The 23,750-nt window shown below is 71.4% G+C and carries 18 protein-coding genes; 7 read left to right on the top strand and 11 right to left on the bottom strand.

Going from position 1 to position 23,750, the window contains the following annotated elements; translation table 11 throughout:
* Positions 1 to 110 precede the first annotated feature (110 nt).
* The 3 genes from pdhA (at position 111) to ACGFK0_RS22465 (ending at position 3,634) form a co-directional block, all read left to right on the top strand.
* Positions 111 to 1,211: a pyruvate dehydrogenase (acetyl-transferring) E1 component subunit alpha gene (gene pdhA / locus ACGFK0_RS22455; protein ID WP_392907551.1), complete on the top strand. Its 1,101-nt coding sequence runs from the start codon at positions 111 to 113 to the stop codon at positions 1,209 to 1,211.
* A 63-nt stretch (positions 1,212 to 1,274) separates the two neighbouring features.
* On the top strand, positions 1,275 to 2,309 hold the full coding sequence (locus tag ACGFK0_RS22460) for an alpha-ketoacid dehydrogenase subunit beta (RefSeq protein ID WP_392907553.1): 1,035 nt from the start codon (positions 1,275 to 1,277) through the stop codon (positions 2,307 to 2,309).
* Positions 2,306 to 3,634 (top strand): dihydrolipoamide acetyltransferase family protein, encoded by a 1,329-nt coding sequence (locus ACGFK0_RS22465; RefSeq protein WP_392907556.1) that lies wholly within the window; start codon positions 2,306 to 2,308, stop codon positions 3,632 to 3,634. Before ACGFK0_RS22460 ends, ACGFK0_RS22465 begins: the two co-directional genes overlap by 4 nt.
* A 78-nt stretch (positions 3,635 to 3,712) precedes the next feature.
* On the opposite strand, the gene ACGFK0_RS22470 is transcribed toward ACGFK0_RS22465, so the two are convergent.
* From ACGFK0_RS22470 to ACGFK0_RS22495, 6 genes are all read right to left on the bottom strand, one after another.
* On the bottom strand, positions 3,713 to 5,812 hold the full coding sequence (locus ACGFK0_RS22470) for an MMPL family transporter (RefSeq protein WP_392907560.1): 2,100 nt from the start codon (positions 5,810 to 5,812) through the stop codon (positions 3,713 to 3,715).
* 94 nt (positions 5,813 to 5,906) lie between these two features.
* Positions 5,907 to 6,563, bottom strand: coding sequence for an isochorismatase family protein (locus tag ACGFK0_RS22475; protein WP_392907563.1), 657 nt, complete (start codon positions 6,561 to 6,563; stop codon positions 5,907 to 5,909).
* Positions 6,560 to 8,458, bottom strand: a complete 1,899-nt coding sequence (locus ACGFK0_RS22480; RefSeq protein WP_392907565.1) for a hydantoinase B/oxoprolinase family protein — start codon at positions 8,456 to 8,458, stop codon at positions 6,560 to 6,562. Before ACGFK0_RS22480 ends, ACGFK0_RS22475 begins: the two co-directional genes overlap by 4 nt.
* Positions 8,458 to 10,521: a hydantoinase/oxoprolinase family protein gene (locus tag ACGFK0_RS22485; protein ID WP_392907568.1), complete on the bottom strand. Its 2,064-nt coding sequence runs from the start codon at positions 10,519 to 10,521 to the stop codon at positions 8,458 to 8,460. The genes ACGFK0_RS22480 and ACGFK0_RS22485 overlap by 1 nt, the downstream gene beginning before the upstream one ends.
* 22 nt (positions 10,522 to 10,543) lie before the next feature.
* Positions 10,544 to 11,767 carry a CaiB/BaiF CoA transferase family protein gene (locus ACGFK0_RS22490; RefSeq protein ID WP_392907570.1) on the bottom strand — a complete coding sequence of 408 codons (1,224 nt, stop codon included), beginning with the start codon at positions 11,765 to 11,767 and terminating at the stop codon, positions 10,544 to 10,546.
* Between the two features lie 95 nt (positions 11,768 to 11,862).
* Complete coding sequence (locus tag ACGFK0_RS22495) at positions 11,863 to 12,507, bottom strand: GntR family transcriptional regulator (protein WP_392907573.1); 645 nt, start codon at positions 12,505 to 12,507, stop codon at positions 11,863 to 11,865.
* 115 nt (positions 12,508 to 12,622) lie between these two features.
* On the opposite strand from ACGFK0_RS22495, the gene ACGFK0_RS22500 reads away from it, so the two are divergent.
* Together ACGFK0_RS22500 and ACGFK0_RS22505 are read left to right on the top strand one after the other, a co-directional pair.
* Positions 12,623 to 13,522 carry a hydroxymethylglutaryl-CoA lyase gene (locus ACGFK0_RS22500; protein WP_392907575.1) on the top strand — a complete coding sequence of 300 codons (900 nt, stop codon included), beginning with the start codon at positions 12,623 to 12,625 and terminating at the stop codon, positions 13,520 to 13,522.
* A 99-nt stretch (positions 13,523 to 13,621) separates the two neighbouring features.
* The gene (locus ACGFK0_RS22505) at positions 13,622 to 15,193 is read left to right on the top strand and encodes an FAD-binding oxidoreductase (RefSeq protein ID WP_392907577.1); all 1,572 of its coding nucleotides are present in this window, start codon (positions 13,622 to 13,624) and stop codon (positions 15,191 to 15,193) included.
* Between the two features lie 31 nt (positions 15,194 to 15,224).
* Here ACGFK0_RS22505 and lhgO read toward each other — a convergent pair whose 3' ends face one another.
* Positions 15,225 to 16,427: an L-2-hydroxyglutarate oxidase gene (lhgO, locus tag ACGFK0_RS22510; RefSeq protein ID WP_392907580.1), complete on the bottom strand. Its 1,203-nt coding sequence runs from the start codon at positions 16,425 to 16,427 to the stop codon at positions 15,225 to 15,227.
* A gap of 193 nt (positions 16,428 to 16,620) precedes the next feature.
* Here lhgO and ACGFK0_RS22515 point away from each other — a divergent pair, with 193 nt between their 5' ends.
* On the top strand, positions 16,621 to 16,953 hold the full coding sequence (locus tag ACGFK0_RS22515; RefSeq protein ID WP_392907584.1) for a Rid family hydrolase: 333 nt from the start codon (positions 16,621 to 16,623) through the stop codon (positions 16,951 to 16,953).
* 91 nt (positions 16,954 to 17,044) lie between these two features.
* On the opposite strand, the gene ACGFK0_RS22520 is transcribed toward ACGFK0_RS22515, so the two are convergent.
* The 4 genes from ACGFK0_RS22520 to ACGFK0_RS22535 form a co-directional block, all read right to left on the bottom strand.
* The gene (locus tag ACGFK0_RS22520; protein WP_392907620.1) at positions 17,045 to 18,676 is read right to left on the bottom strand and encodes a DUF222 domain-containing protein; all 1,632 of its coding nucleotides are present in this window, start codon (positions 18,674 to 18,676) and stop codon (positions 17,045 to 17,047) included.
* Between the two features lie 754 nt (positions 18,677 to 19,430).
* The gene (locus ACGFK0_RS22525; RefSeq protein WP_392907586.1) at positions 19,431 to 19,862 is read right to left on the bottom strand and encodes a hypothetical protein; all 432 of its coding nucleotides are present in this window, start codon (positions 19,860 to 19,862) and stop codon (positions 19,431 to 19,433) included.
* Positions 19,859 to 20,704, bottom strand: coding sequence for a phospholipase A2 (locus ACGFK0_RS22530; protein ID WP_392907589.1), 846 nt, complete (start codon positions 20,702 to 20,704; stop codon positions 19,859 to 19,861). Before ACGFK0_RS22530 ends, ACGFK0_RS22525 begins: the two co-directional genes overlap by 4 nt.
* 512 nt (positions 20,705 to 21,216) lie before the next feature.
* Entirely contained in the window at positions 21,217 to 22,686 is a 1,470-nt protein-coding gene (locus ACGFK0_RS22535; RefSeq protein ID WP_392907591.1) for a flavin-containing monooxygenase, read from the bottom strand.
* A 306-nt stretch (positions 22,687 to 22,992) separates the two neighbouring features.
* On the opposite strand from ACGFK0_RS22535, the gene ACGFK0_RS22540 reads away from it, so the two are divergent.
* The coding region (locus ACGFK0_RS22540; RefSeq protein ID WP_392907593.1) for an FAD-dependent oxidoreductase at positions 22,993 to 23,750 on the top strand (758 nt) is incomplete at its 3' end.

Here is a 23,750-nt window from a genome sequence, read left to right on the forward strand (position 1 = left end):
CCAAGCCTCTCTGTGAACCACTTGTCGCCCATCATTGCCGGTGTCTTGAACAGATGGCCAGCGAGGCGGACGCTTTGCCTGTCAAGCGTCCAGAGAAAGTGGGCCTCGCCGTGAGGACACATCCCCAGGCGATCGACGACCTGCTCCCCTCGCCCGTCCCGGTGCGCTTCGTCGCCGAGGACGGCACGGCCGTCGAACCGCCCGCCGGTTACCCGATGCCGGCGGACGAGGAGCTGGTGGAGGCGTACCGCCGGATGGTCCTCGGCCGCCGCTTCGACGGCCAGGCGACCGCGCTGACCAGACAGGGCCGGCTCGCCGTCTACCCGTCCAGCCGCGGGCAGGAGGCCTGCCAGATCGCGGGCGTCCTCGCGCTGCGGGAGGACGACTGGCTGTTCCCGACGTACCGGGACACGGTGGCCCTGATCTCCCGCGGCATCGACCCCGTCGAGGCGCTCACCCTGCTGCGGGGCGGATGGCACTGCGGATACGATCCGGCGGCGACACGCGTCGCACCCCAGTGCACACCGCTCGCCACCCAGACCGTCCACGCCGTGGGCATGGCGGACGCGCTGCGCCGCAAGGGCGAGGACGGCGTCGTGATGGCCTTCGTCGGCGACGGCGGCACCAGCGAGGGCGACTTCCACGAGGCGCTCAACTACGCGGCCGTCCTCCACGCGCCCGTCGTGTTCTTCGTGCAGAACAACAAGTACGCGATCTCGGTGCCGCTGGCCAAGCAGACCGCCGCGCCCGCCCTCGCCTACAAGGGGATCGGCTACGGCGTCCGGTCCGAGCAGGTGGACGGCAACGACCTCGTCGCGGTGCTGTCCGTCCTGACGGCCGCCGTGGACCACGCGCGGACCGGACGCGGCCCGTTCCTGGTGGAGGCGCACACCTACCGGATGGACGCCCACACCAACGCCGACGACCCCACCCGGTACCGGGAGGCGGAGGAGGTCGAGCAGTGGGAGGCGGCCGACCCCCTCGCCCGCCTGGAGACCCATCTGCGCGACCGGGGCCTGCTCGGCGCGGAGGACATCGACTCGGCGCACAAGACCGCCGAGGAGTTCGCCGCACGCGTCCGCGACGAGATGAACACCGACCCCGAGACGGACTCGTTCGAGCTGTTCGACCACGTCTTCGCCGAACCCACGCCCCAGCTGCGCGAGCAGCGGGCGCTGCTGGCGTCCGAGCTGACCGCCCCGGAGGACTGACATGACCGCGCAGACCGCGCTGACCATGGCGCAGGCAATGCCGACGGCCCCCGGAGAACCGACATGACCGCACAGACCGCGCAGACCGCGCTGACCATGGCACAGGCGCTGAACACGGCGCTGCGGGACGCGTTGCGCGACGACGAGCGCGTACTCGTCTTCGGCGAGGACGTCGGCCCGCTCGGCGGCGTCTTCCGCGTCACCGACGGGCTGACCGCCGAGTTCGGCGAGGACCGGTGCTTCGACACCCCGCTGGCCGAGGCGGGCATCGTGGGCCTCGCCGTCGGCATGGCCATGGGCGGCTTCCGCCCGGTCGTCGAGATGCAGTTCGACGCGTTCGCCTACCCGGCCTTCGAGCAGATCGCCTCGCACGTGGCGAAGTTCCGCAACCGGACCCGCGGCCGGATGTCCCTGCCGATGGTGATCCGCATCCCCTACGCGGGCGGCATCGGCGGCGTCGAGCACCACTGCGACTCCAGCGAGGCCTACTACGCGCACACTCCGGGATTGAAGGTCGTCACGCCCGCGACCCCCGACGACGCGTACTGGCTGCTGCGCGACGCCGTCACCGACCCCGACCCGGTGATCTTCATGGAGCCCAAGCGGCTGTACTGGTCCAAGGACGAGGTCACGCCCGCCGGCCGGCGGGCGGCCGGGTTCGGGCAGGCCGCGATACGGCGTGAGGGCCGGGACGCCACGCTCGTCGCCTACGGGCCGGCCGTCCCGGTGGCGCTTGCTGCGGCCGAGGCCGCAGCACAGGACGGCATCGCCCTGGAGGTCGTCGACCTGCGGACGATCGTCCCGTTCGACGACGAGACCGTCGTGTCCTCGGTGCGCAAGACGGGCCGCTGCGTGGTCGTCCAGGAGGCACAGGGGTTCGCCGGGGTCGGCGCGGAGATCGCGGCGCGCGTGCAGGAACGCTGCTTCCACTCGCTGGCCGCCCCGGTGCTGCGCGTCACCGGGTTCGACATCCCCTACCCGCCCCCGAAACTGGAGCACTCACACCTTCCGGACGCCGACCGGATCCTCGACGCGGTCGACCGGCTCCAGTTCGACGACGAGCCCGACGTCCTCCACCTGGCGCGGGAGCGATCATGACGGCCGCCGTCTCGCGGCAGGTGTTCCGGCTGCCCGACCTCGGCGAGGGCCTGACCGAGGCCGAGATCGTCGAATGGAAGGTCGCCGCCGGCGACACGGTCGGGATCGACCAGATCGTGGTCGAGGTCGAGACCGCCAAAGCGGCCGTGGAGGTACCCGTCCCTTATGCCGGGACGGTGCTGACCCTGCACGCGGAGCCCGGCACCGTCCTCGCGGTCGGCGAGCCCCTCATCGACGTCGGCCCCGCGGACGAACGCCCCGCGGACGAGCCCCCGCAGGACGAGCCCCCAGCGGACGAGCCCGCGGCGGCCCGCTACCGCGAAGAGGAACGGGCGGGCTCCGGCAACGTCCTGATCGGCTACGGCACCGGCCACACGCCCACCCGGCGGAGGCGGCACCACGACCGCAAGCCGCGGGCACCCCGCGTGATCTCCCCGCTCGTCCGCAGGCTCGCCCGCGAGAACGGCCTGGACCTCACCGCCGTCACCCCCACCGGACCGCACGGCGTGATCCTCCGCCGCGACGTCGAACAGGCCGTCGCCGTTAAGGCGGCACCCGAGAAGACCCCACCGGCAGACGAGCATCAACCGGCCGAGAAGACCCCGCCCGCCGAAACGACCCCACCCGCCGGAACGACGGAGCGCATCCCGTTGCGCGGCCTGCGCCGGGCGGTGGCCGACAAGCTGACCCGGAGCCGCACCGAGATCCCCGACGCGACGACCTGGGTGGACGTCGACGCGACCGGCCTGCTCGCGATGAAGGACGAACTGCGGCAGGCCCGCCCGGACCTCGGCATCGGGCTCCTCGCCCTCCTGGCCCGCATCTGCGTGTCCGGCCTGCGGCGGTTCCCCGAACTGAACTCCTCGGTCGACACCGGCCGGGCCGAGATCGTCCGGTACGGGCACGTCAACCTGGGCTTCGCCGCGCAGACCGACCGCGGCCTCGTCGTCCCGGTCGTCCGGGACGCGCACCGGATGACGACCGCGCAGCTGGCGGCGGAACTGACCCGGCTCACGGGCCTCGCACGCGCGGGCAACCTGCCTCCCGAGGCGTTGACCGGCGGCACGTTCACGCTCAACAACTACGGGGTCTTCGGCGTGGACGGGTCCACCCCGATCATCAACCATCCCGAAGCGGCGCTCCTCGGCGTGGGCCGCGTCATCGACCGGCCCTGGGTCGTCGGCGGCGCCGTCACGCCCCGCAAGGTCGCCCAGCTCTCCCTCGCCTTCGACCACAGGGTCTGCGACGGCGGCACCGCCGGCGGCTTCCTCCGCCACGTGGCCGACTGCGTCGAGAACCCGGCGGTCCTCCTCGCCCACGTCTGAGCCCACTCGGCCCGGAAGCTTGCGGTGCGTGAGTGCGGTTCCGGCCGGGGATCCCCTCGTCGTCGCATGGCGGATCCTTCAGTGGGTGATGCGATCGGGGCGTTCGGCCTGGTCGGCGTGCTTCGCGTCGCGTGCGCGCCGGTACAGGACGCCGGGCCACCACAGGATCGGGCCCGCGTCGCGGACGAGGGCGGGCACCAGGAGCGACCGCACGAGAAGGGTGTCCAGCAGGACCCCGAACGCCACGATGAAGGCGATCTGGAGCAGGAACGCGAGCGGGATGACGACGAGGGCGGCGAAGGTGGCCGCGAGCACCACGCCGGCCGAGGTGATGACGCCGCCGGTCACGGTGAGCCCCCGCAGGACGCCGCTGCGCGCACCGTGCCGAAGCGACTCCTCGCGCACACGGGTCATCAGGAAGATGTTGTAGTCGACGCCGAGCGCGACCAGGAAGATGAACCCGTACAGGACCACCGAGGGATCGATGGCGGTGAAGCCGAGGATGTTCTGGAAGACGATCGCGGCGACGCCGAGGGTCGCCAGGTAGCTGAGCGCGACGGTCGCGACGAGGATCACCGGCATCAGCAGCGAGCGGAGCAGGACGATCAGGATCGCCAGGATGATCGCGAGGACGACCGGGATGATGACGTTGCGGTCGCGCTCGGCGGACGCCTGGGTGTCGACCTGCTGAGCGGTGAAGCCGCCGACGAGCGCGCCGGCGCCGGAGACGCCGTGGACGTTCTCGCGGAGTTCCTCGACGGCCGTCCGGGCCGCGTCGCTGTCGGCGGGTGCGGACAGCGTGACCTCCGCCAGGGCCCGGCCGTCGACGACGAGGGGCCGTCCACCGTCCGCGGTGCGGGGGCGGACACTGGAGACGCCGTCGGTGTTCCGCGCGGCGGAGACCACCTGCTGCAGCGCGGACGCGTCGGTGATCACGATGGCCGGGTTTCCCGAGCCGCCCGGGAAATGCTCGTCGAGGACTTCCTGCGCCCTCACCGAGGACGTCTCGCCGACGAACGTCTCACTCAGGGGAACCCCTCCGGTGCGCAGCTGGGGCATGAACGCGGCACCAGCGACCAGCACGATCAGGCAGCTCGCCCAGACCCGGCGCGCGCGGCGGTCCAGCAGGCCCGCGACACGGTCCCAGACCCCGTGCCCGGACGAGCCCGGCCGGGCGGGCCAGTAGGCCGCGCGTCCGAGCAGGCCCAGGACGGCGGGCAGGAAGGTGAGCGCGCTCAGCAGGGAGCAGCCGATGCCGATCGCGCCGACCGGTCCCAGCGCGCGGTTGCTGGACAGCTCGCTGAGCAGCAGCGCGAGGAGGCCGAGGCCCACGGTGGAGCCGCTGGCGACGATGGCGCTGGCCGACCGCCGCCACGCGGTCCACACGGCGGGCAGCGAGTCCTGCCGCCCGGCGAGCTCCTCCCGGAACCGGGCCGACAGCAACAGGCCGTAGTCGGTGCTCGCACCGATGACCAGGATGAACAGGATGCCCTGCACCTGGCCGCTCACCGTCACGATGTCGGCCTCGGCCAGGGCGTAGGTGACCGCGGTGGCGAGCGCGAGCGCGAACACCGAGCCGAGGATGATCGCCAGAGGCAGCAGGACGCTGCGGTAGACGAGCAGCAGGATCAGCAGCACCACGCTGACGGCGACGAGCAGCAGCAAGGTGTCGATGCCGGCGAAGGTCTCGGAGAAGTCGGCCTGGATGGCGACGGGCCCGCCCACGTAGACGCCCGCCCCGGGGACCTGCCCCGCCGCCTCGCGGATGCGGTCCACGACGTCCGGGGCCCGCTCACCGACGTCGGCGCCGACCTGCACGACGCCGCTCATCGCCGCCCCGTCCTGCGACGGAATGATCGGGGACGGGGCGCCCGCGATGTACGGTGCGCCCTGGAGGGACGAGAGCGCACGCTGCGCCGCCGCGCGCTGATCAGGCGAGATGCCGCCGTCGCGGGCCTCCCACACGACGATGGCCGGGACCGTGGGCTGCCGCTGGAACGCCGCCTGCTGCTCCAGCACCCGCGTCGACTCGGCGCTGCTGGGCAGGAACGTGGACTGCTCGTTGGTGGCGACCTCGCCCAGCTTGCCCGCGTACGGGCCGAACGCGCCGCCGATGGCCAGCCAGGCCAGGACGAGGGCGACCGGAATGATCCAGCGGACGGCTCGTGGTGCGGACATCCACCGTTCCTAGCGACGTCGGGTTCAGCGGGCATGCCCTCAGGGATCTTCCCGCCGCCGGACGACCAAACATCACCGGCCCGTAAGCCTCAGATCAGTAACCTCTCACCCCCTTGATCGTGGCCAGGGCTTGATCGAGGGACAGGACGTCGGCGTACTTGGCCTCCAGGTCGAGCAGGTTGGCCTCGTGCAGGCGGCGGTCACGGTCTCCGCACGCCTCGTCCACCACCAGGGGCCGGAACCCGTGCTGGAGGGCGTCGGTCGCGGTGGCCCGGATGCATCCGCTGGTGGTCAGGCCGCAGATCAGCAGGGTGTCGATGCCGGACGCGGTCAGCGTGGCCGCGAGCGACGTGCCGTGGAACGCGCTCGCGTACTGCTTGGTGACGACCGTCTCGCCCGGCGCGGGGGCGGCCCCCTCGGCGAAATCGCCGAGGGGGCTGCCTTCTTCGAAGACGCGCAGCGCGGGGACCTTGCGGCGGAACAGCCCGCCGTCGGCGGCCCCGGGCCGGTAGCTCACCCGGGTGAACAGCACCGGCAGCCCGGCCGTCCGCGCCGCCCCGATCAGCGTGATGGACGCGGCCACCGCGTCCTCGACCGGGGCGCGCAGCGGCGACCCGTCCACCAGGTAGGCGCGGGCCAGGTCGACGACCAGCACCGCGGGTGAGGTGCCGCAGCCGAGGCTCGCGCCGAAGCCGGAGCCGCGGTAGTCCTCGGCGAGGTCGCGGTCCCCCGCCGGCCCGCCGCCGCTCATCGCCGGGCGCGCAGGGCGGCGGCGGAACGGACGTCGACCGGCGGGCTGGGCGCCGGCAGGCCGGTCTCCTCCTCGCAGCGGGCGAGGATCTCCTCCAGCGGCGGGCCCATGTCGAACACGGGGATCTCCGTCCGCGCGGCGGTCATCTCCGCGCGGAGGCGTTCGGTGGCCTGCTCGTCGAGCACGCCCTCGGCGGTGCAGACGACGCCGTAGTCGCGGGCGCCGTCGGCGGTCACCAGCCCGCGCCGCACCTCCAGCGCGACGCCGTCGGCGGGACGCGCCAGGGGGTCGCCCCATCCGCCGCCGCCCCACGTGACGAAGTGCAGGACGTCGCCGGGGCCGACCGGAACGTCATGGATCTTGCTGGGCAGCACCTCGCGGGTGCCGTCGGCCCGGTCGATCCACTTGCGGCCCCGCTCCCCCGGGCGTCCGCCGTTCACGCCCCACGGGTAGGTGAGCCAGCGGTCGTCGTGGATCGCGATCGTGCCCGGCTCCTCGAAGCAGTAGGCGACGTCGACGCCGTTGCCGCCGCGGTGCAGCCCGGCGCCGCCGGAGTCGGCGATCGTCTCCCACCGCTCGATGCGCAGCGGGTAGTACGACTCCAGGTACTCGCACGGGATGTTGACGAACGACGGCCACAGCGAATGCCCGTCGGGGCCGTCCCCGACCGGGCGCCCCGGTACGCCGCCGAACCCGATCGAGTACAGCTGGAACCACTCGCCCTCACGCGGCCCGGACGTGTAGTGCCCGGAGTACATGAAGTGCGGCGACGACGAGAACCCGGCGGCGTTGAGGATCTCCGGGTTGGTCTGGCCGAGCAGCCCGCCGAACAGGTCGAACACCCGGCCGATGCCGTGGTTGCGGGCGTTCAGCGCGGCGGGATGGCGGGGCTTCCAGAACGAGTCCTCGGGGATCGTCACGTCGATCAGCGGGTAGAAGCCGTCGTTCCACAGGATCTGCGGGTCCGCGACCGTGATCACGTAGATCCCGAAGAACATCCGGACGAGGTTCTCGTTGATGAAGTAGTTGATCGGGCCCACCGCCTGCGGGGCGGCGTGCGAGAAGTCCAGATGGATCTTCTCGCCGGTCCGGGTCAGCGAGATCTTCAGCTCGTAGGGGCCGTACCCGCAGCCGTCGTCGCAGATGTAGTCGGCGAACTCCAGCGTCTGGCCGTCGTCGAACAGCGTCGCCAGCAGCACCTTCATGGCCTGGTAGTTGCGGTCCAGCAGGTTGTCCAGCGCGGACAGGTACGTCTCGACGCCGAACCGGTCGCACAGCTCGGTCACCCGGCGCGCGGCCGTGGTGCAGGCGGCGGTCAGCCCGTTCAGGTCCGCCCGGTTCCAGTCCGGCATGCGCACCTGGTTGAGGATGATGTTCAGCGCGGCCTCGTTGAGCTTGCCGGCCTCGTACAGCTTGAAGGGCGGGACGATCACGCCCTCCTCGTAGATGGTGCGGGCGTCGGCGGGCATCGAACTGGGCGTCTTGCCGCCCACGTCCGACATGTGCCCGAACATCGACGACCAGCCCACCAGCCGGCCCTCGTGGAAGATCGGCACCACCAGCAGCCAGTCGTTGGCGTGGCTGATCGCCGCGCCGCACGCGTACGGGTCGGACGTCATCAGGATGTCGCCCTCGCCGATCGTCCCGTCGAAGTTGTCGAGGAAGTCGGGGACCGACAGCCCGAACTGGCCGACGACCATCTTGCCGTCCGGGTTCGCGATCAGCGGGAACTCGTCGTGCTGCTCGCGGATGCCCGGCGACAGCGCGGTGCGGAAGAGGACCTCGTCCATCTCGTAGCGCGCGTTGCGCAGCGCGTTCTCGATGATGTCCAGGGTGACCGGGTCGACGTCGACGCGGCCGGCCGGCTCCGTGTTGGTCTGGATGATCTCGGCCATCAGATCTCCTCGTTCAGCGGACGGATCAGGAGGCTGCCGCTGGGGTGCACGGTCGCGGCGTGCCCGGGCAGCACGAGGGTGGTGGAGTCCATCTCGACCACCACGGCCGGGCCGGTCACGACGTCCCCGGCGAGCAGTTTGGAACGGTCGAAGACGCGGGCGGACGCGGTCGCGCCGCCCATCCACACCTCGGTCTCGCGGACCAGCGCCGCGGACGGGTCGCCGGTCCCCTCCGGAAGGGTGCGCCAGGCGACCTCCGGGCGCGGGCCGCTCACCGTGACCCGCAGGTTGATCACCTCGCGCTCGTTGTCGAGCAGGAAGGAGAACAGCCGCTTGTGCTCGGCGTCGAACGCGGCGCCCAGCTCGGCCAGCAGATCGCCGTCGACGACGTCGCGTTCCAGCTCGACGGGGATCTCGAAGCCCTGCCCGTGGTAGCGCAGGTCGATCTGGTAGCTCTGGGTCTGGGTGTCGCGCGGCACGCCCTCCGCCTCCAGCCGCGCGGCGGCGGTGTCGGCCAGTTCGAGGAGCGCGGTGCGCAGTTCGGCGTCGCCGAGGGTGGAGAACCGGCGCACCATCGTGCGGGCGGCCTCGTCGCGGGCGCAGGTCGTCGCGTCCCCGTAGGCGCACAGGACGCCCGGCGACGGCGGGACGATCACCGGCCAGGAGCCGGTCAGCCGGCCGAGCGCGTTGGCGTGCAGGGGCCCGGCGCCGCCGAACGACACGAGCGCGAAGTCGCGCGGGTCGAAGCCCTGCTGGACGCTGATCAGCCGGAGCGCGCCGAGCATGTTCTCGTTGACGATGTCGACGATGCCCGCCGCCGCGGCCTCCACGCTGGGCAGCCCCATCGCGTCGGCGACGCCGCGTACGGCCTTGCGGGCGGCCTCGACGTCCAGCGAGATCTCGCCGCCCGCGAGGTCCTGCGGCAGGTGGCCGAGGACGACGTTGGCGTCGGTGACGGTGGGTTCGGTGCCGCCCGCCCCGTACGCGGCCGGGCCCGGGTCGGCGCCCGCGGACTGGGGGCCGACCCGCAGCGCCTTGGTCAGCTCGGGGACGTGCGCGATCGAGCCGCCACCGGCGCCGACCGAGCGGACGTCGACGCTGGTGGCGCGGACGGTCAGGTCGCCGACGCTGGTCTCCCGCCCGATCCGCGGCTTCCCGCCGAGAACGAGCGCCACGTCGGTGGAGGTGCCGCCCATGTCGAAGGTGAGGAAGTCGGGGTGGCCGGCCTGCTCGGCGAACCAGGCCGCCCCCGTCACACCGCCGGCGGGGCCGGACAGCAGCAGCGCCACCGGGTCCTCCGCGGCCTTCGCGGCCTTGGTCAGCCCGCCGTCGCTGCGCAGCACCGACAGCGGCGCGGTGATCCCGCTGCCGGTCAGGGAACGGTCCAGATTGCTGACGTAGCGGGACACCTCCGGCTGGACGTAGCTGTTGGCCACGGTCGTGACGGTGCGCTCGTACTCGCGCATCTCCGGCAGGACGTGGCTGGACAGCGACACCGGGACGCCCGGCAGCTCCTCGGCCGCCAGCTCCGCCACCCGCCGCTCGTGCTCGTCGCTCGCATACGAGTTGATCAGCGCGATGGTCAGCGCCTCGATCCCCGCCCCGGCGAGCCTGCGCAGCTCGGCGCGGGCGCGCTCCTCGTCCAGCGGGGTGACGACGGAGCCGTCGGCGGCGATCCGGCCGGGGATCTCCACCGTGTGCTCCAGCTTGGCCAGCGGCTCCGGCTTCGGCCAGATGATCCAGCCGGCCAGGCCGCCCGGCACGTACGACCGGGCGATCTGCAGGACCTGGCGGAACCCCTGGGTCGTGACCAGCCCGACCCGCGCCCCCTTGCCCTGCAGGATCGCGTTGGTCGCGACCGTCGTTCCGTGCAGGACGTGCGCGACCTCGGTCAGGTCGATCCCGGCGTCCCGGCACACCTTCCGGATGCCGTTGAGGACGCCCTGGGACTGGTCGGCCGGGGTGGACGCCGTCTTCGCCCGGTGGCTGACGCCGGTCCCCTCGTCCACGAGCAGCACGTCGGTGAACGTGCCTCCTACATCAACGCCTAGGCGATATCCCATCGTGGCCTCCCGGTGCCGTGGGTCAGACGATCCCGCGCTCCGACAGCGCGGCGATCTCGTCCTTGTGAAGGTCCAGGAGGCCCCCGTACACCTCCTGGTTGTGCTCGCCGAGCCCCGGGCCGGGGTGCCGGACCGACCCGGGGGACTCGCTGAGCTTGGGAAACGCGTTGTGCATCGGCAGTTCGCCGAAGTCGGGGTGCGCCAGCCGCACGATCGCGTCGCGGGCGGCGAAGTGCGGGTCCTCGAACATGTCCCGGGCGGTGTAGATCCGGCCCGCCGGGACGCCGTTCGCGTGGAGGGTCTCCAGGAGCTCGCCCGTCTCGATGCCCGCCGACCAGGCGGAGATCAGCTCGTCCAGCTCGGCCATGTTCTGACCGCGGGCGGCGTGCCCGGCGTAGCGCGGGTCGTCGCTCAGCTCCGCGCGGCCCATCGTCTTCGCGAGCCGCGCGAAGACGGTGTCCTGGTTGGCGGCGATCAGGATCATCTCGCCGGACGCGGTCGGGTACACGTTGCTGGGCGACACGTTCGGCAGCACGGACCCGGTGCGTTCGCGCTGGTAGCCGGCGACGGCCCACTCGGGCAGCAGCGACTCCATCATCGCCAGCACCGCCTCGTAGATGGCCGAGTCGACGATCTGCCCCCGCCCGGTGCGGGTGCGGTGATGCACCGCGACGAGGGTGCCGATCGTGGCGAACACCGCGGCGAGCGAGTCGCCGAGCGAGATCCCGGCGCGGGACGGGGCCTTGTCCGCGTCGCCGGTCACGTACCTGATGCCGCCCATCGCCTCGCCGATGGACCCGTATCCGGCGCGCGGGGCGTACGGGCCGCTCTGCCCGAAGCCCGACACGCGCACCAGCACGAGCCCCGGGTTGGTCTCCCGGAGCCGGTCGAAGTCCAGGCCCCAGCGCTCCAGCGTCCCGGGACGGAAGTTCTCCACCACGATGTCGGCCCGCTCGATGATCCGCCGTGCGAGGTCCTGCCCCTCGGGGGTGCGCAGGTTGCACGTCACCGACTTCTTGTTGCGCGCGACCACCGGCCACCACAGGGACTTGCCGTGCGGCTTCTCCCGTCCCCACTGGCGCATCGGGTCACCGGCGCCCGGCGACTCCAGTTTGATCACCTCCGCGCCGAAGTCGCCGAGGAGCTGCCCGCAGAACGGGCCGGCGAGCAGCTGGCCCATCTCCACGACGCGCAGGTCGGAGAGCGGGCCTCGGGCGTCCGGTGCGGCGCCGTTTTGGATGGACATCTGGCGGGTCCTCTTTCGTGTGCCTTCGTGTGTTCGGTCGGCTCGCGTGGTGTTCGGTCGGCTCGGGGCGCCCGGTTCGGTTCGGGGAGCCCGGTTCAGGCTTCGGTGGCGCGGAGCAGCACCGCCTTCGCGGCGAGGACGTGGGCGCGCGTCACCGACTCGGCCCAGGTGCCGTCGCCGGCGCGGAGGGCGGCGACGAGTTCGCGGTGGTGCGCGAAGCTGCGGGCGAGGTCGTCCGGCGAGTAGCGGTGGAAGGTGCGCATCACCAGCGGAAGCTGCGTGACGGCGCTGAGCATGGACGTCAGCCGGCCGCTGGCGGCGGCGGCGCGGACGATGCCGTGGAACTCGGCGTTCAGCTCGGCGACCCGGTCGAGGTCCTGCCCGTCGCCCGGTTCGGCGGCCCGCTCGATGAGGTCGCACAGCTCCGCCATCCGGCCGGTGTCCCCGGGCTCGATCCGGGTGGCGGCCCGCCGGGCGGCGGCGCCCTCCAGCAGCATCCGCAGGTCGTAGATCTCCTCCAGGTCGTCCGGCGTCCAGTCCGGGACCCGCGCGCCGCGGTGCGGCAGGATCTCGACCAGCCCCTCGGCCTCCAGCTTGCGCAGCGCCTCCCGGACCGGCGTCCGGCTGGAGCCGGTGGCCTCGGCCAGTTCGGCTTCGCCGAGGCGCGTGCCGGGCGGGTGGACGCCGTCCAGGATGTCGGCGCGCAGCCGAGTGTGGACACGGTCCACGGCTCGGACCATCCGAACCTCCTCGGAGTCGATTGCATGCAACATACGCATTCATGGAGGCTTGACACAAGCTGTGACCTGAGTAAATTCGACATACCACCCGCAGATTGCATACAAGGGGAGCTTTATGGCGGATGTCGAAGTGATCGAGGTGGGGCCCCGGGACGGGCTGCAGAACGAGGCCGCGATCCTCCCGGCCGCCGACAAGGTCCGGCTCATCGAGCGCAGCGTCGCCGCCGGGCTGCGCCGGATCGAGGCCGTCAGCTTCGTCAACCCCAAGCGGGTCCCGCAGATGGCCGACGCGGAGGCGGTGATGGAGCGGCTCCCCCGCGTGGACGGCGTCAGCTACGCCGGGCTCGTCCTCAACCGGCGCGGCCTCGACCGGGCGATCGCGGCCGGCGTCGACGAGGTCAACGTCGTGGTGGTGTCCACCGACGAGTTCAGCCGGCGCAACCAGGGCTGCTCGGTCGAGGAGGGCGTCGCCAACTGGACCGCCATCGCCGAGAAGGCCCGCGAGGCTGGCCTCTACCGCACGGTCACCCTCGCCGCCGCGTTCGGCTGCCCGTTCGAGGGAGAGGTGCCGGCCGACAAGGTCCTCGACCTCGTCCGGCGGGTCGCCGAGAGCGAACCCGACGAGATCGCCATCGCCGACACGATCGGCGTCGGCGTCCCCGCGCAGGTCCGCACGCTGCTGACGGGCGCCGCGCAGATCGCGCCGGACGTCCCGCTGCGCTGCCACTTCCACAACACCCGCAACACCGGGTACGCCAACGCCCTCACCGCGCTCGACCACGGGGTGAGCGCCCTGGACGCCAGCACCGGCGGATTCGGCGGCTGCCCGTTCGCGCCCGCCGCCACCGGCAACATCGCGACCGAGGACCTGGTGTACGCGCTGGACCGCACGGGCGTCGCCACCGGTGTCGAGATGAGCACGGTCACCGAGACGGCGGCCTGGCTCGCCGAACGTCTCGACAGCCCGGTGCAGGCGCTGCTCGGCCGCGCCGGCCCCTTCCCCGCCGCGAACTGACACGACGTCGGCGGACCGCACCGACCGGTCGTTCGGGTGGTCGCCGCCCCGGCCCGCGTCCACCGCGGATACGGTGGCCCCGACCCGGAGGGAGCGATCATGACGCGGTCGTGGTGGGGATGGGGCAACACCGAGGACGCGGTGCGCGGCAAGGAGCTGGACGCACTGCTCTCCCGGGTCCGCGCGCTGACGCCCGGTGAGCTGACCGGCCACGAACCGCCGGACGTCGACTCGCTCGACCTGCCCGCCCCCCGGGTCAGCGCCCCGGACGCGCTCGCCGGCCTGTGCTCCGCCGGCCCCGCCGACCGTGCCGCGCACGCGCACGGCAAGGCGTTCCGGGACATCGTGCGCAACCTGCACGGGGATCTGCGGCATGTGCCCGACCTCGTCGCCCGGCCCCGCGACGAACGCGACCTGATCGACCTGCTCGACTGGTGCGGCCGCGACGGCATCGCCGTCATCCCCTACGGCGGCGGCAGCTCGGTGGTCGGCGGCATCGAGCCGCGGTTCGACGACCGCCCGGTGGTCACCGTCGATCTGGAGCGGCTGGACCGCGTCCTGGAGATCGACCCGGTGAGCCGGGCCGCCCGCGTCCAGGCGGGCGTGTTCGGCCCGCACCTGGAGGAGCAGCTCCGGCCGCACGGGCTGACGCTGCGGCATTTCCCGCAGTCGTTCGAGTTCTCCACGCTGGGCGGCTGGCTGGCCACACGCGCCGGCGGCCACTACGCGACCCTGTACACGCACATCGACGACATGGTCGAGTCGATGCGCGTCGTCACGCCGAGCGGAGTCTCCGCATCACGGCGGCTGCCGGGCTCCGGCGCCGGGCCGTCCCCCGACCGGATGTTCCTCGGCAGCGAAGGCGCCCTGGGAATCATCACCGAGGCGTGGATGCGGGTGCAGGAACGTCCGCGCTGGCGGGCCAAGGCGTCGGTGCGCTTCGCCGACTACACCGAGGCGGTGGCGGCCACCCGCGCGATCGCGCAGAGCGGGCTGCACCCGGCGAACTGCCGCCTCCTCGACGCCGCCGAAGCGCTGGTCAACACGGGTGTCGCCGTGGACGGCGGCGTGCTGCTGATCGCGTTCGAGTCCGCCGACCATCCGGTGCAGGCGTCGCTGGAGCGGGCGCTGGAACTGTGCCGCGACCACGGTGGCGAGGCGCCGGACGAGCTCCGCGGGGAAAGCGCCGGCGACACCTGGCGGTCGTCGTTCCTGCGGATGCCCTATCAGCGGGACGCCCTGGCCAGGCATTCGCTGATCGTCGAGACGTTCGAGACCGCGTGCACCTGGGACCGGTTCGAGGACCTGCACGGCGCCGTCACCGAGGCGGCCCGTCGGGCGGTCCACGAGATCGCGGGCGGTGGCGTGGTGACCTGCCGGTTCACCCACGTCTACCCGGACGGCCCGGCGCCGTACTTCGGCGTCTACGCGCCCGGCCGCTGGGGCGCCACCGTCACCCAGTGGGACGAGATCAAGGCCGCCGTCTCCGAGGCGATCGCGGCGAACGGCGGCACGATCACCCACCACCACGCGGTCGGCCGCGACCACCGCCCCTGGTACGACCGCCAGCGCCCGGACCCGTTCGCCGCCGCGCTGACCGCCGCGAAGTCCGCCCTGGACCCGGCGGGCATCCTCAACCCGGGCGTCCTCGTCCCCTCGCCCCTCCGCTGACGTTCACCCGCCGTCCCGTTCCCGGCGATCGTCAGGCCGGCTTTCCTTCGATGACGTCGAGGATGTACTCGGCTATGGCCATGGACGAGGTCGCGGCCGGTGACGGCGCGTTGCGGACGGCGGTGACCCGGCCGAGCCGGTGGACGCGGAAGTCGTCCACCAGGGCGCCGTCGCGGTCGAGGGCCTGGGCGCGCACCCCCGCCCCCGCCCGGACGACGTCGCCGGCGGCGATCTCCGGCACGTACCGCCGTGCCGCCTTCATGTAGGCGCGCTTCGACAGTGACCCGTGCACCTCCCGGACGCCGGTGCGCCAGTGCCGCCGCGCCATGCGCCAGGAGCCGCGCCAGCCGGCGATGCCGGACAGGTCCCGCAGCGACACGTCCGAGCGGCGGTACCCCTCGCGGGCGAGGGCGAGGACGGCGTTCGGGCCGACCTCGACGCCGCCCGACACGCGCCGGGTGAAGTGCACGCCGAGGAACGGGTAGCGCGGGTCGGGCACCGGGTAGATCAGGCCGCGGACCATGTGCGTCTTCGCCGGGGCGATGGCCATGTACTCGCCCCGGAACGGGACGATCCGCGGCCCGGGGTCGTCGCCCGCGAGGCCGGACACGACGTCGGTGTGGATGCCCGCGCAGATGATCAGGTTCCCGACCCGCACGGTCTCGTCACCGGACGCGACCTCCAGCCCGTCTCCGGCGGCCTTGATGCCGGTGACGGGGAAGGAGAACCGGACCTCACCGCCCGCGCCGATGATGTCGTCGGCGAACGACCGGGCGATCCGCGTGTAGTCGGTGATGGCGGTGTGCGGGGAGTGCAGCGCGGCCAGGCCCGTGGCGTACGGCTCGATCTCGCGGATGCCGGCCGCGTCCAGCCGCCGCATGCCGGGGACGGCGTTCACGCCCGCCCTGGCCTCCAGGTCGCCCAGGCGGGCCACGTCCTCCTCGTCGACGGCGACGACGAGCTTGCCGCACTCGTCGTAGGGGATCTCCCGTTCGGCGCAGTATTCGCGCAGCATGGACTTGCCGCGCGTGCACAGTTCCGCCTTGAGGCTGCCGGGCTTGTAGTAAATGCCCGCGTGCACGACGCCGGAATTGTGCCCCGTCTGGTGAACGGCGACGCGGTCTTCCTTCTCCAGCACGACGACCCGGGTCCCCGGACGCCGCCGGGTGATCTCCCGGCCGACCGCGAGCCCGATGATGCCCGCCCCGACGATGCCGGTGACCTCGTCAGCCATACGCGTTTCCGTTCGTTCGTCCTGCCCTGCGGAATGCGCCGCGAAGGGCCCGGACATTCATACCCGAAGTCCATCGCGTACGTCAGGCCCGCCTCAGCGTTCCCGGGTTGACCGCATCGCCCGGCGGAGGATGTCCTTGGCTGCGACGCGTCCGATCCCGCGGGTCGCGCCCGTCATCACGATGGTTCTCTGCATGGGTGGCTCCTTGTCACGCCCGCCGCTGAGGTTCGGCCGGCCCGCTGGACCGCGCGACACCACGATGACGATCTCCGACGACGTGGTGGAGCAGGCCGCTCAGTGCCTACGCAACATCGAAGCCGCGTTGGCCGAGGCGAACTGCACTTTCGCCGACGTCGTACGGGTGCGGTACCTGCTGCCCGACCGCGCAGACTTCGAGCCCTGCTGGCCGGTGTTGCGCGGCGCCTTCGGTGAAGTACGGCCCGCCGCCACGATGCTGACGTGTGGACTCGCCGACCCCCGCATGAAGATCGAGATCGAGGTGTACGCGCGGCGCACCACCGCGTAACGGCCCGGCGTGATCAGCCAGTCGGGGAACGAGGGCGAGATACCGCCCCGCGAGATACGTCCGGCGCCGGTGAGCACAGCGGGAGAACCCTCTACTGCCGGTCGGGGCGGATGATGTACCAGGCGCCGGACGGGGTGGTCCAGATCAGCAAGCCGGGCCAGATGTGGTGGAGTGTCCAGCCCGGGGTTTGTTTGAGCCGGTGATGTCGTCGGCAGAGTGGCGCCAGGTTGCAGCGGCAGGTGATTCCGGGTCGCCAGGGCACCGTGTGGTCGAGGTCGCAGCGGTGTGATGGCTGGTTGCAGGTGGGGTACACGCAGGTGGCGTGGCGTTCTTGGATTTCTCGCCTGAGGTTGTCGGGTGGCCGGTGGCCGGGTCTTCCGTGCCGCGCGGCGTCTGCTTGGCAGAGGGTGTCGCGTTGGGGTGCGAGCCGGTCGTTGAGCTGCTGTACCGCCCGGTTGACGGCGGCGGGCATGTCCGCCGGGCGGGTGCGGTCGCGCAGGTGGGTGAGCCGCCGGTTGACCGTTGCCGCCAGTCCCGCAATGACCGGGTCCGCCGCGCCCGCATCCGGGACGTGGCTATCGACAGTGCTGGTCAGCGGATCAGAGGAGGCGGCGAGGGTCGTCTCGTGCCCGGTTTGGTCGGGCGGTTCGCCGATGGCGGCGAGCGCTTCGAGTGCGGGGCTGAAGTCGCGAGCATGGACGAGCCGCCGGTCGATCATCGCGCCCGGTTCCGGGGCGGTTGGGACTGTGCGTGCCGATGCGCCCGCCACGCCGGTCGGTGCAGGTGTGCTCAGTGGGCTCGGTCCGGTGAACGCGGCGCATCCGGCCGCCGTCCCGGCGGTGGCCGTCCCGGCATCCTGGTGCTGGGTTGCCTGGGTGAGGAGGGTGCGGGTGGCGGCGGGGAGGTCGGTGCCGTGCAGGAGTTGGGTGGCCAGGTCGGCGCGGATGAGGTGCAGGGGCCGGGTGTCGCCGTCTTTTTTGAGGCCGTGTGCGGCGGCGGTGATCTTGTTGAAGATGCCGTGGGCGTCTTCGGGTGCCAGGTCGCAGAGCGCCAGGTCGGTGGTGCCGGTTGCGGTGTCCCACAACTCCAGGCGGCGCTGCCGGACGGCTTCTTGTTTGCGTTCCTCGGCCGCCTCGGGGGCCAGGCGGTGCACGATCCGCTTGATGCGGCGGCGGAGTTGCCCGGTGGTCTGGGTGGGCGCCTTGTCCAGCGCGGCGGTTTGGACGTGTTGGGTGATCTGGTCGGGTAGGGAGTCGGTGGTGTCGCAGATGACGCGGGCTTTGGCCATGTCGATCCGGCCGGTTTCCAGGGCCGCGCCGGTGTCGGCGAGTGGGCCGGTCAGTTGTTGGGCGAGGTGGACCAGGGTCGCGGCGGTGTTGCCGGTGACGGTCAGCGCGGCGGCGATTTCTTCGGTGACCGCTTCACGCGCGGGCAGGGTCCGGTAGTCGCCGCCGCCGTCGGGTCCGGTGGTGGTGGTTTCGGTGGTGGTGCGGCGTTGAGTGAGTTCGGCGATGGCGGCGAGTTCGCGGGCTTGGGCCCAGGAGGTTTGGCGGCGGGCGGCGGCCGCGACCTGTAGTAGTTCGTCATCGGTCAGATCGGCCAGGTGTTGTTTCCCGCCGGATAGGCAGATGGCCAGTTGCGGGCCGGGCGGGAACCATTCCCGGTCTTCCCATTCACGGGCGCCGGCGACAATGTTGGGGCCTTCGATGATTTCGAGGGGCATGGACACGGGGGTTCACCTCCCAACACCAAAATCCGTTACCCGTCATTCTATGGGAAGATCGCGGTAATGCCGGTGGACAATCCGGACACGCCACATTACTGTCACCGCATTTCTTCCATCCCCCCGGGCCAGGCCCACCCGGAAAAGAAGGGAGGGCGTTTCTTGCGGCCGGTGGTCGTCCAACGGCCGGTGGTGGCTGAGCGCGGCTTTATCGGGGCAGGGTGGTTGCTGCGGGTGGGTGGTTGAGGTGGCCCCTGCGGCTCGGCCGCCCCGGTCGCCCGCTCGCCGTCGCCGATCGCTTGTGCCGCGCGGAGCGCGGCGTCCTGGCAGGCCCCCGCGCCAAACCCGCGGAAGAACACCCTTCCCCGACCACTACCGCAACCAACGTGACAGCAACCGGCGACAAAGACAAACGAGCGCACCCACCTTCGGAAGGCCACCCCAGCCCCCACCCACCGCAACCACACTAAACCCGGGAAAAGAAGAACCCCAGGCACGCGCACATCATGAGGGAAAGGCAACAGACCCAAGCCAGGAACCATCCGCGCACACCAGAACGTGTACACCAGAAGCACGCATACCAGAAGCGCACGGCAGGGAGATGCGCAGCGAAAAAGGCGCAGCGAAAAGGGCGCAGCGAAAGAAGCGTAGCGGAACGGCCAGGCGAGGCGGGAGTTTGGCGGACAGCATCGCCCCCTTGAGGGCAGTCATGTCCAGGAGCCACGTCCGAATTACCAGTCCCGAAAGCGATGCCTCACGAGGCGTTCTGTCCTTCCCTGGCTGTCCTGATGTTGATGATTGCGGTGACGGTGACGGTGACCGCTTGGGCCAGCAGGAAGTACGGGGCGGTGAGGAGGGCGAGGTCGACGGCGCGGCCGAGGCCGCCCACGAACGGAGAGAAGGCGAGGGCGGCGGGGACGAAGGCGGCAGCCCAGTTCACAAGGATCGCCGCCACGCCTTGGCGGATAACACGAGGCCGGACGTGCCTCACGGAGACATAGGTCGCGGCGACGATGCCGATGAAGGCGATGGCCAGGAAGAGCGCCCCCTCGGTGAGGATGACGGTGATGCCCGTATCGGCGTCCTGGCTGTACGCGGCGGTGTCGTAGACGAACACCGCGACCAGGCCGGCCATCGACGAGAACAGCGAGATGACCGCGCCTCTGCGAAGCTGAGCCGGGTTCACGGGACACCGAAATCTTGGCGATCGGAGTTGGCGAACACTGCGGCGGCGTAGATGGTGGCCCAGTTGTCGCAGCTCCAGCGGTCCACCCCGCTACGCGTGGCGCAGTGGGCGAAAAGGTCAGCTTCGAACAGCGAGTCCGCGGCCCTTCGGGCCTCCGGGTCGTGAGGGATGCCCATCCGCTCGTAGAAACGCATCATGTCGTAGGCGTAGTCGTGCGCCTGGCACGCGTAGGTGAAGTCGAAGGATCGGCCTGTGTCGCCCGGTGGGGCTTGGCCGACGCCCGGCAGCGTCGGTGTCGAACAGCTTCCCTCGGGGTTGATCATTCGGGTTCCGTAGGGTGTTTCCACGCGTTCCGGGGTGTATCCCATCTCCACCGGGAAGTCCGTCCAGACGCTGTCGTGTCCGTAGACGAACCTCAGCAGATCTTCCGGGTGCAGCATGATCGGCCACCACCGTGCAAGCTCGCCGACCGCCCTGCCCACGGTTCGAGCGGCCTCCGCTGCCTCCTCCGCTTCCTCCTCCGCAGTCATCGACGCGGACCCGCCGGAGGGAATGGTGCCGGGAGGCGGCCCGCACCCGCTCCAGTCGGGCACATCGTTGACCTGCACATCGGAGCGGCAGGAGCGCAGCGAGTGGCGTTGGGGCGGGTCCTGACCCTGCGAAGGTGCGCCGCCCGCCGCGGTAGGCCCGTCGTCCTCTCCGGCCGGAGGCGCCGCGCGGACGGGCGAGTCGCAGTCATCGCTGCTGAACAGCCGGCATATGGCCCCTTGGACCTCGTCGCCGGCCGTCCGCACGGCCGATCCGAGCAGGGCGACCACGATGCAGCTCGCGAGCAGCAGCACGGCGGCGTACTCGGTCGCTGCGGCGCCACGGTCCCGGCGCTGCCGTTGTGTAGAAGCGTGCATGGCGCCGCCTGAGTTCGGTGGAGGGCGCCGTAACGATAAGTCCGTTATGCGAGCCGCACACGGGTCCACGGGCCCAACCAGGGGCCTATTTGCCAGCACATGCTGGCAGATGCACGCGCGACCATCCGCCTTCCCTCCCGCGGAATGGGCCGTACTGACCCGTAGCGGAGATCGTTCAGCTAGAGGACGAGGCGGATGCCGCGGAAATGAGCAGTTCGATCTCGTCGTGGATGATCCGGCGGATGATCAGGAAGATGGCCTCGTCAGGTTCCGCCGGGATCTTGTAGGACGGATCTCGGCTACCAGGCGTCGGCCAGGAGGGCTGTTACCGACTCTTCGGACGGTGTCCGGGCGCCGGGGACGGGGAGCGGCTGCGGGCCAGGCCGACTGGCGACCGCCGCGACCGAGTCGTCCCGTCCGGCACCCGCGTGACCAGGGCGGGCCGCGGTTCAGCGTTCGAGGTGGTAGTCGGAGGGATCGAGGTGGCGGGTGCGGCGGCGATAGCCGGTCATGTAGCCGGGCCAGTTGTTGGTGTTGCGGCGGTCGGCGTCGAGGTACCAGCTGTCGCAGCCGCCCCGGTTCCAGACGGACGTGCTGAGGCGGTTCTGGGCGGTGGAGTCGAACTCGTCCAGGACGTCGGCACGAACATCCAGGGAGGTGACCCCTTCGGCGAGGAGGCGGGCCGCCTGGACGATGTAGGCGATCTGGCTTTCGAGCATGTGGACGATGGAGCCGGAGCCCACGTTGGTGTTGGGCCCGTACATGAGGAAGAAGTTGGGGAACCCGGCGACGGCGAGGCCGAGGTAGGCGCGCGCGCCGTCCTTCCAGGCGGCGTTCAGTTCCTGGCCGTGGAGGCCGATGAGCCGCATGGGCGCGACGAAGTCCTGGGAGCGGAAGCCGGTGGCCCAGATGATGGTGTCGGCCGGGTGGTGCTCGCCGTCGCCGGTGCGGAGGCCGTCGGCCGTCACCTCGGTGATCGGGCTGTCGACGACGTGCACGTCGGGACGGTTGAGGGTGGGGTAGTACTCGCTTGAGGTGAGAATGCGCTTGCAGCCGGGTTCGTATTGGGGCGTCACCCGCCGGCGCAGACCCGGGTCGCGCACCGAACGGAGAGAGAACCTGCACATGGCGCGGATGTGCGCCGACAGCACACGGCGGCCGCGCGGCGAGACCAGTGCGGGGTTGAGCAGCATCTCGAACCACAGGAAGATGCCCAGCCTGGAGATCTTCTGCACGGACGGCACGCGGCGGTTGAGGGCACGCCGCCAGCGCGGATAGACGCGATCGGGCTTGCGGCTGATCCAGTGGGATTCGAGCTGGAAGACGGTCAGCTCGGAAACGTCCGGGGCGATGAGCGGAACGAACTGGATCGCGCTGGCGCCGTTGCCGATGACGGCGACGCGTTCGCCGCGCAGATCGTGATCGTGGTCCCAGCGGGCGGAGTGGAAGACGGCGCCGGAGAAGGTGTCGATCCCTGGCAGGCGCGGGACGGCCGGGTTGCTGAGCTGCCCGCACGCCGCGACCAGGAGGTCATAGTCCTGCCACTCCCCTTCGCCGGTGTGCACGCGCCATCGTCCGGTCGCGGACTGGTACTCGGCCTGCGTGACCTCGGTGCCGAACCGGAAGTGCGGGAGGATCCCGTACTTGGTGGCGCAGTGCCGCAGGTACTCCAGGATCTCGGGCTGCTCGGCGAACCGGCGTGACCAGTCGGGCTTGGGCTCGAACGAGTAGGAGTAAAGGTGGGACGGGGCGTCGCAGGCGGCACCGGGGTAGGTGTTGTCACGCCAGACGCCGCCCAGGCCGTCGGCCTTCTCGAAGATGGTGATGTCGGTGAAGCCGGCCCTGCGCAGGCCGATGGCCAGGCCGATGCCGCTGAACCCGCTTCCGACGATGGCGATCGACGGTTCCCTGCGCCCCATGCACGGCTCCCTGCTCGGTCCGGGTGGTCGGATGACGGCGACGTCCGCACGCCCGGGTGGCCCGGTGGCACCCCTCGTCCGGTGCGTCATACTACCGACGCCTATGTCGGTTAGGGTGATGGTAACACCGGGAGGCGTCAAAGTGAGGGGGAAGATCCACCCAAAGACGCGGGTGCGGCCGGGGCGGGGCGGGGCGGGTTCCGGGCGGGGTGGGGGTTGACGTGGTGCGGCGGCTTGCTCATAGTGGGGAACCACCCGTAACCGACAACAGTGTCGGTTAGCGCCCACCCCCGTGAGGAGCGCGCCGTGCAGGACACGACCCCACCACAACCCCACCCCGACCACAACGAGAACGACGCCCACAACCAGGCCCAGGCCCAGGCCCAGGCCCAGGGCGGGGGCGGGGGCGGGGGCGGGGGCGGTGTCGGCCGCCGCCAGTTCGTCACCGGCGCGGTCGCCGCCGCCGGAGCCGTCGCCGCCGGGGCACTCGGCACCGGCACCGCCACCGCCGCCACCGCCCCGGCCGCCGGTGCCCGCAAGGCCCCCCGCACCCGCAAGGCCGCCGGCCGCCGCGTCGCGATCTTCGGCGGCGGGATGGGCGGACTCAGCACCGCCCACGAACTCGCCGAACGCGGCTTCGAAGTCACCATCTACGAACGCAAGACCTGGGGCGGCAAGAACCGCAGCATCCCCGTCCCCGGCACCGGCACCGCAGGCCGCAAGGACCTGCCCGGCGAACACGGATTCCGGTTCTTCCCCGGCTTCTACCAGAACCTGCCCGACACCATGAGCCGCATCCCCGTCCCCGGCGGCGGCAACGCCGCCGGCAACCTGCAAGCCGGCAAAGAAGTCAGCGCCTACTACGACGGCACCAAGATCATCCTGCCCGCCGCAGGGAGCATCGAAGGCACCCTCAGCCCCGAATCACTGCTCAACTTCCTCAGCACCGGCATCAACGTCCTGGGCAAAGTCCCCCTCTGGGAAGTCGGCTACTTCCTGCAGAAGATGATCGCGTTCGTCACCAGCGGCCCCAAACGCCGCTACGGGCAATGGGAGAACCTCTC

The organism is Spirillospora sp. NPDC048823 (genome assembly GCF_043198445.1).
Taxonomy (GTDB): Bacteria; Actinomycetota; Actinomycetes; order Streptosporangiales; family Streptosporangiaceae; genus Spirillospora.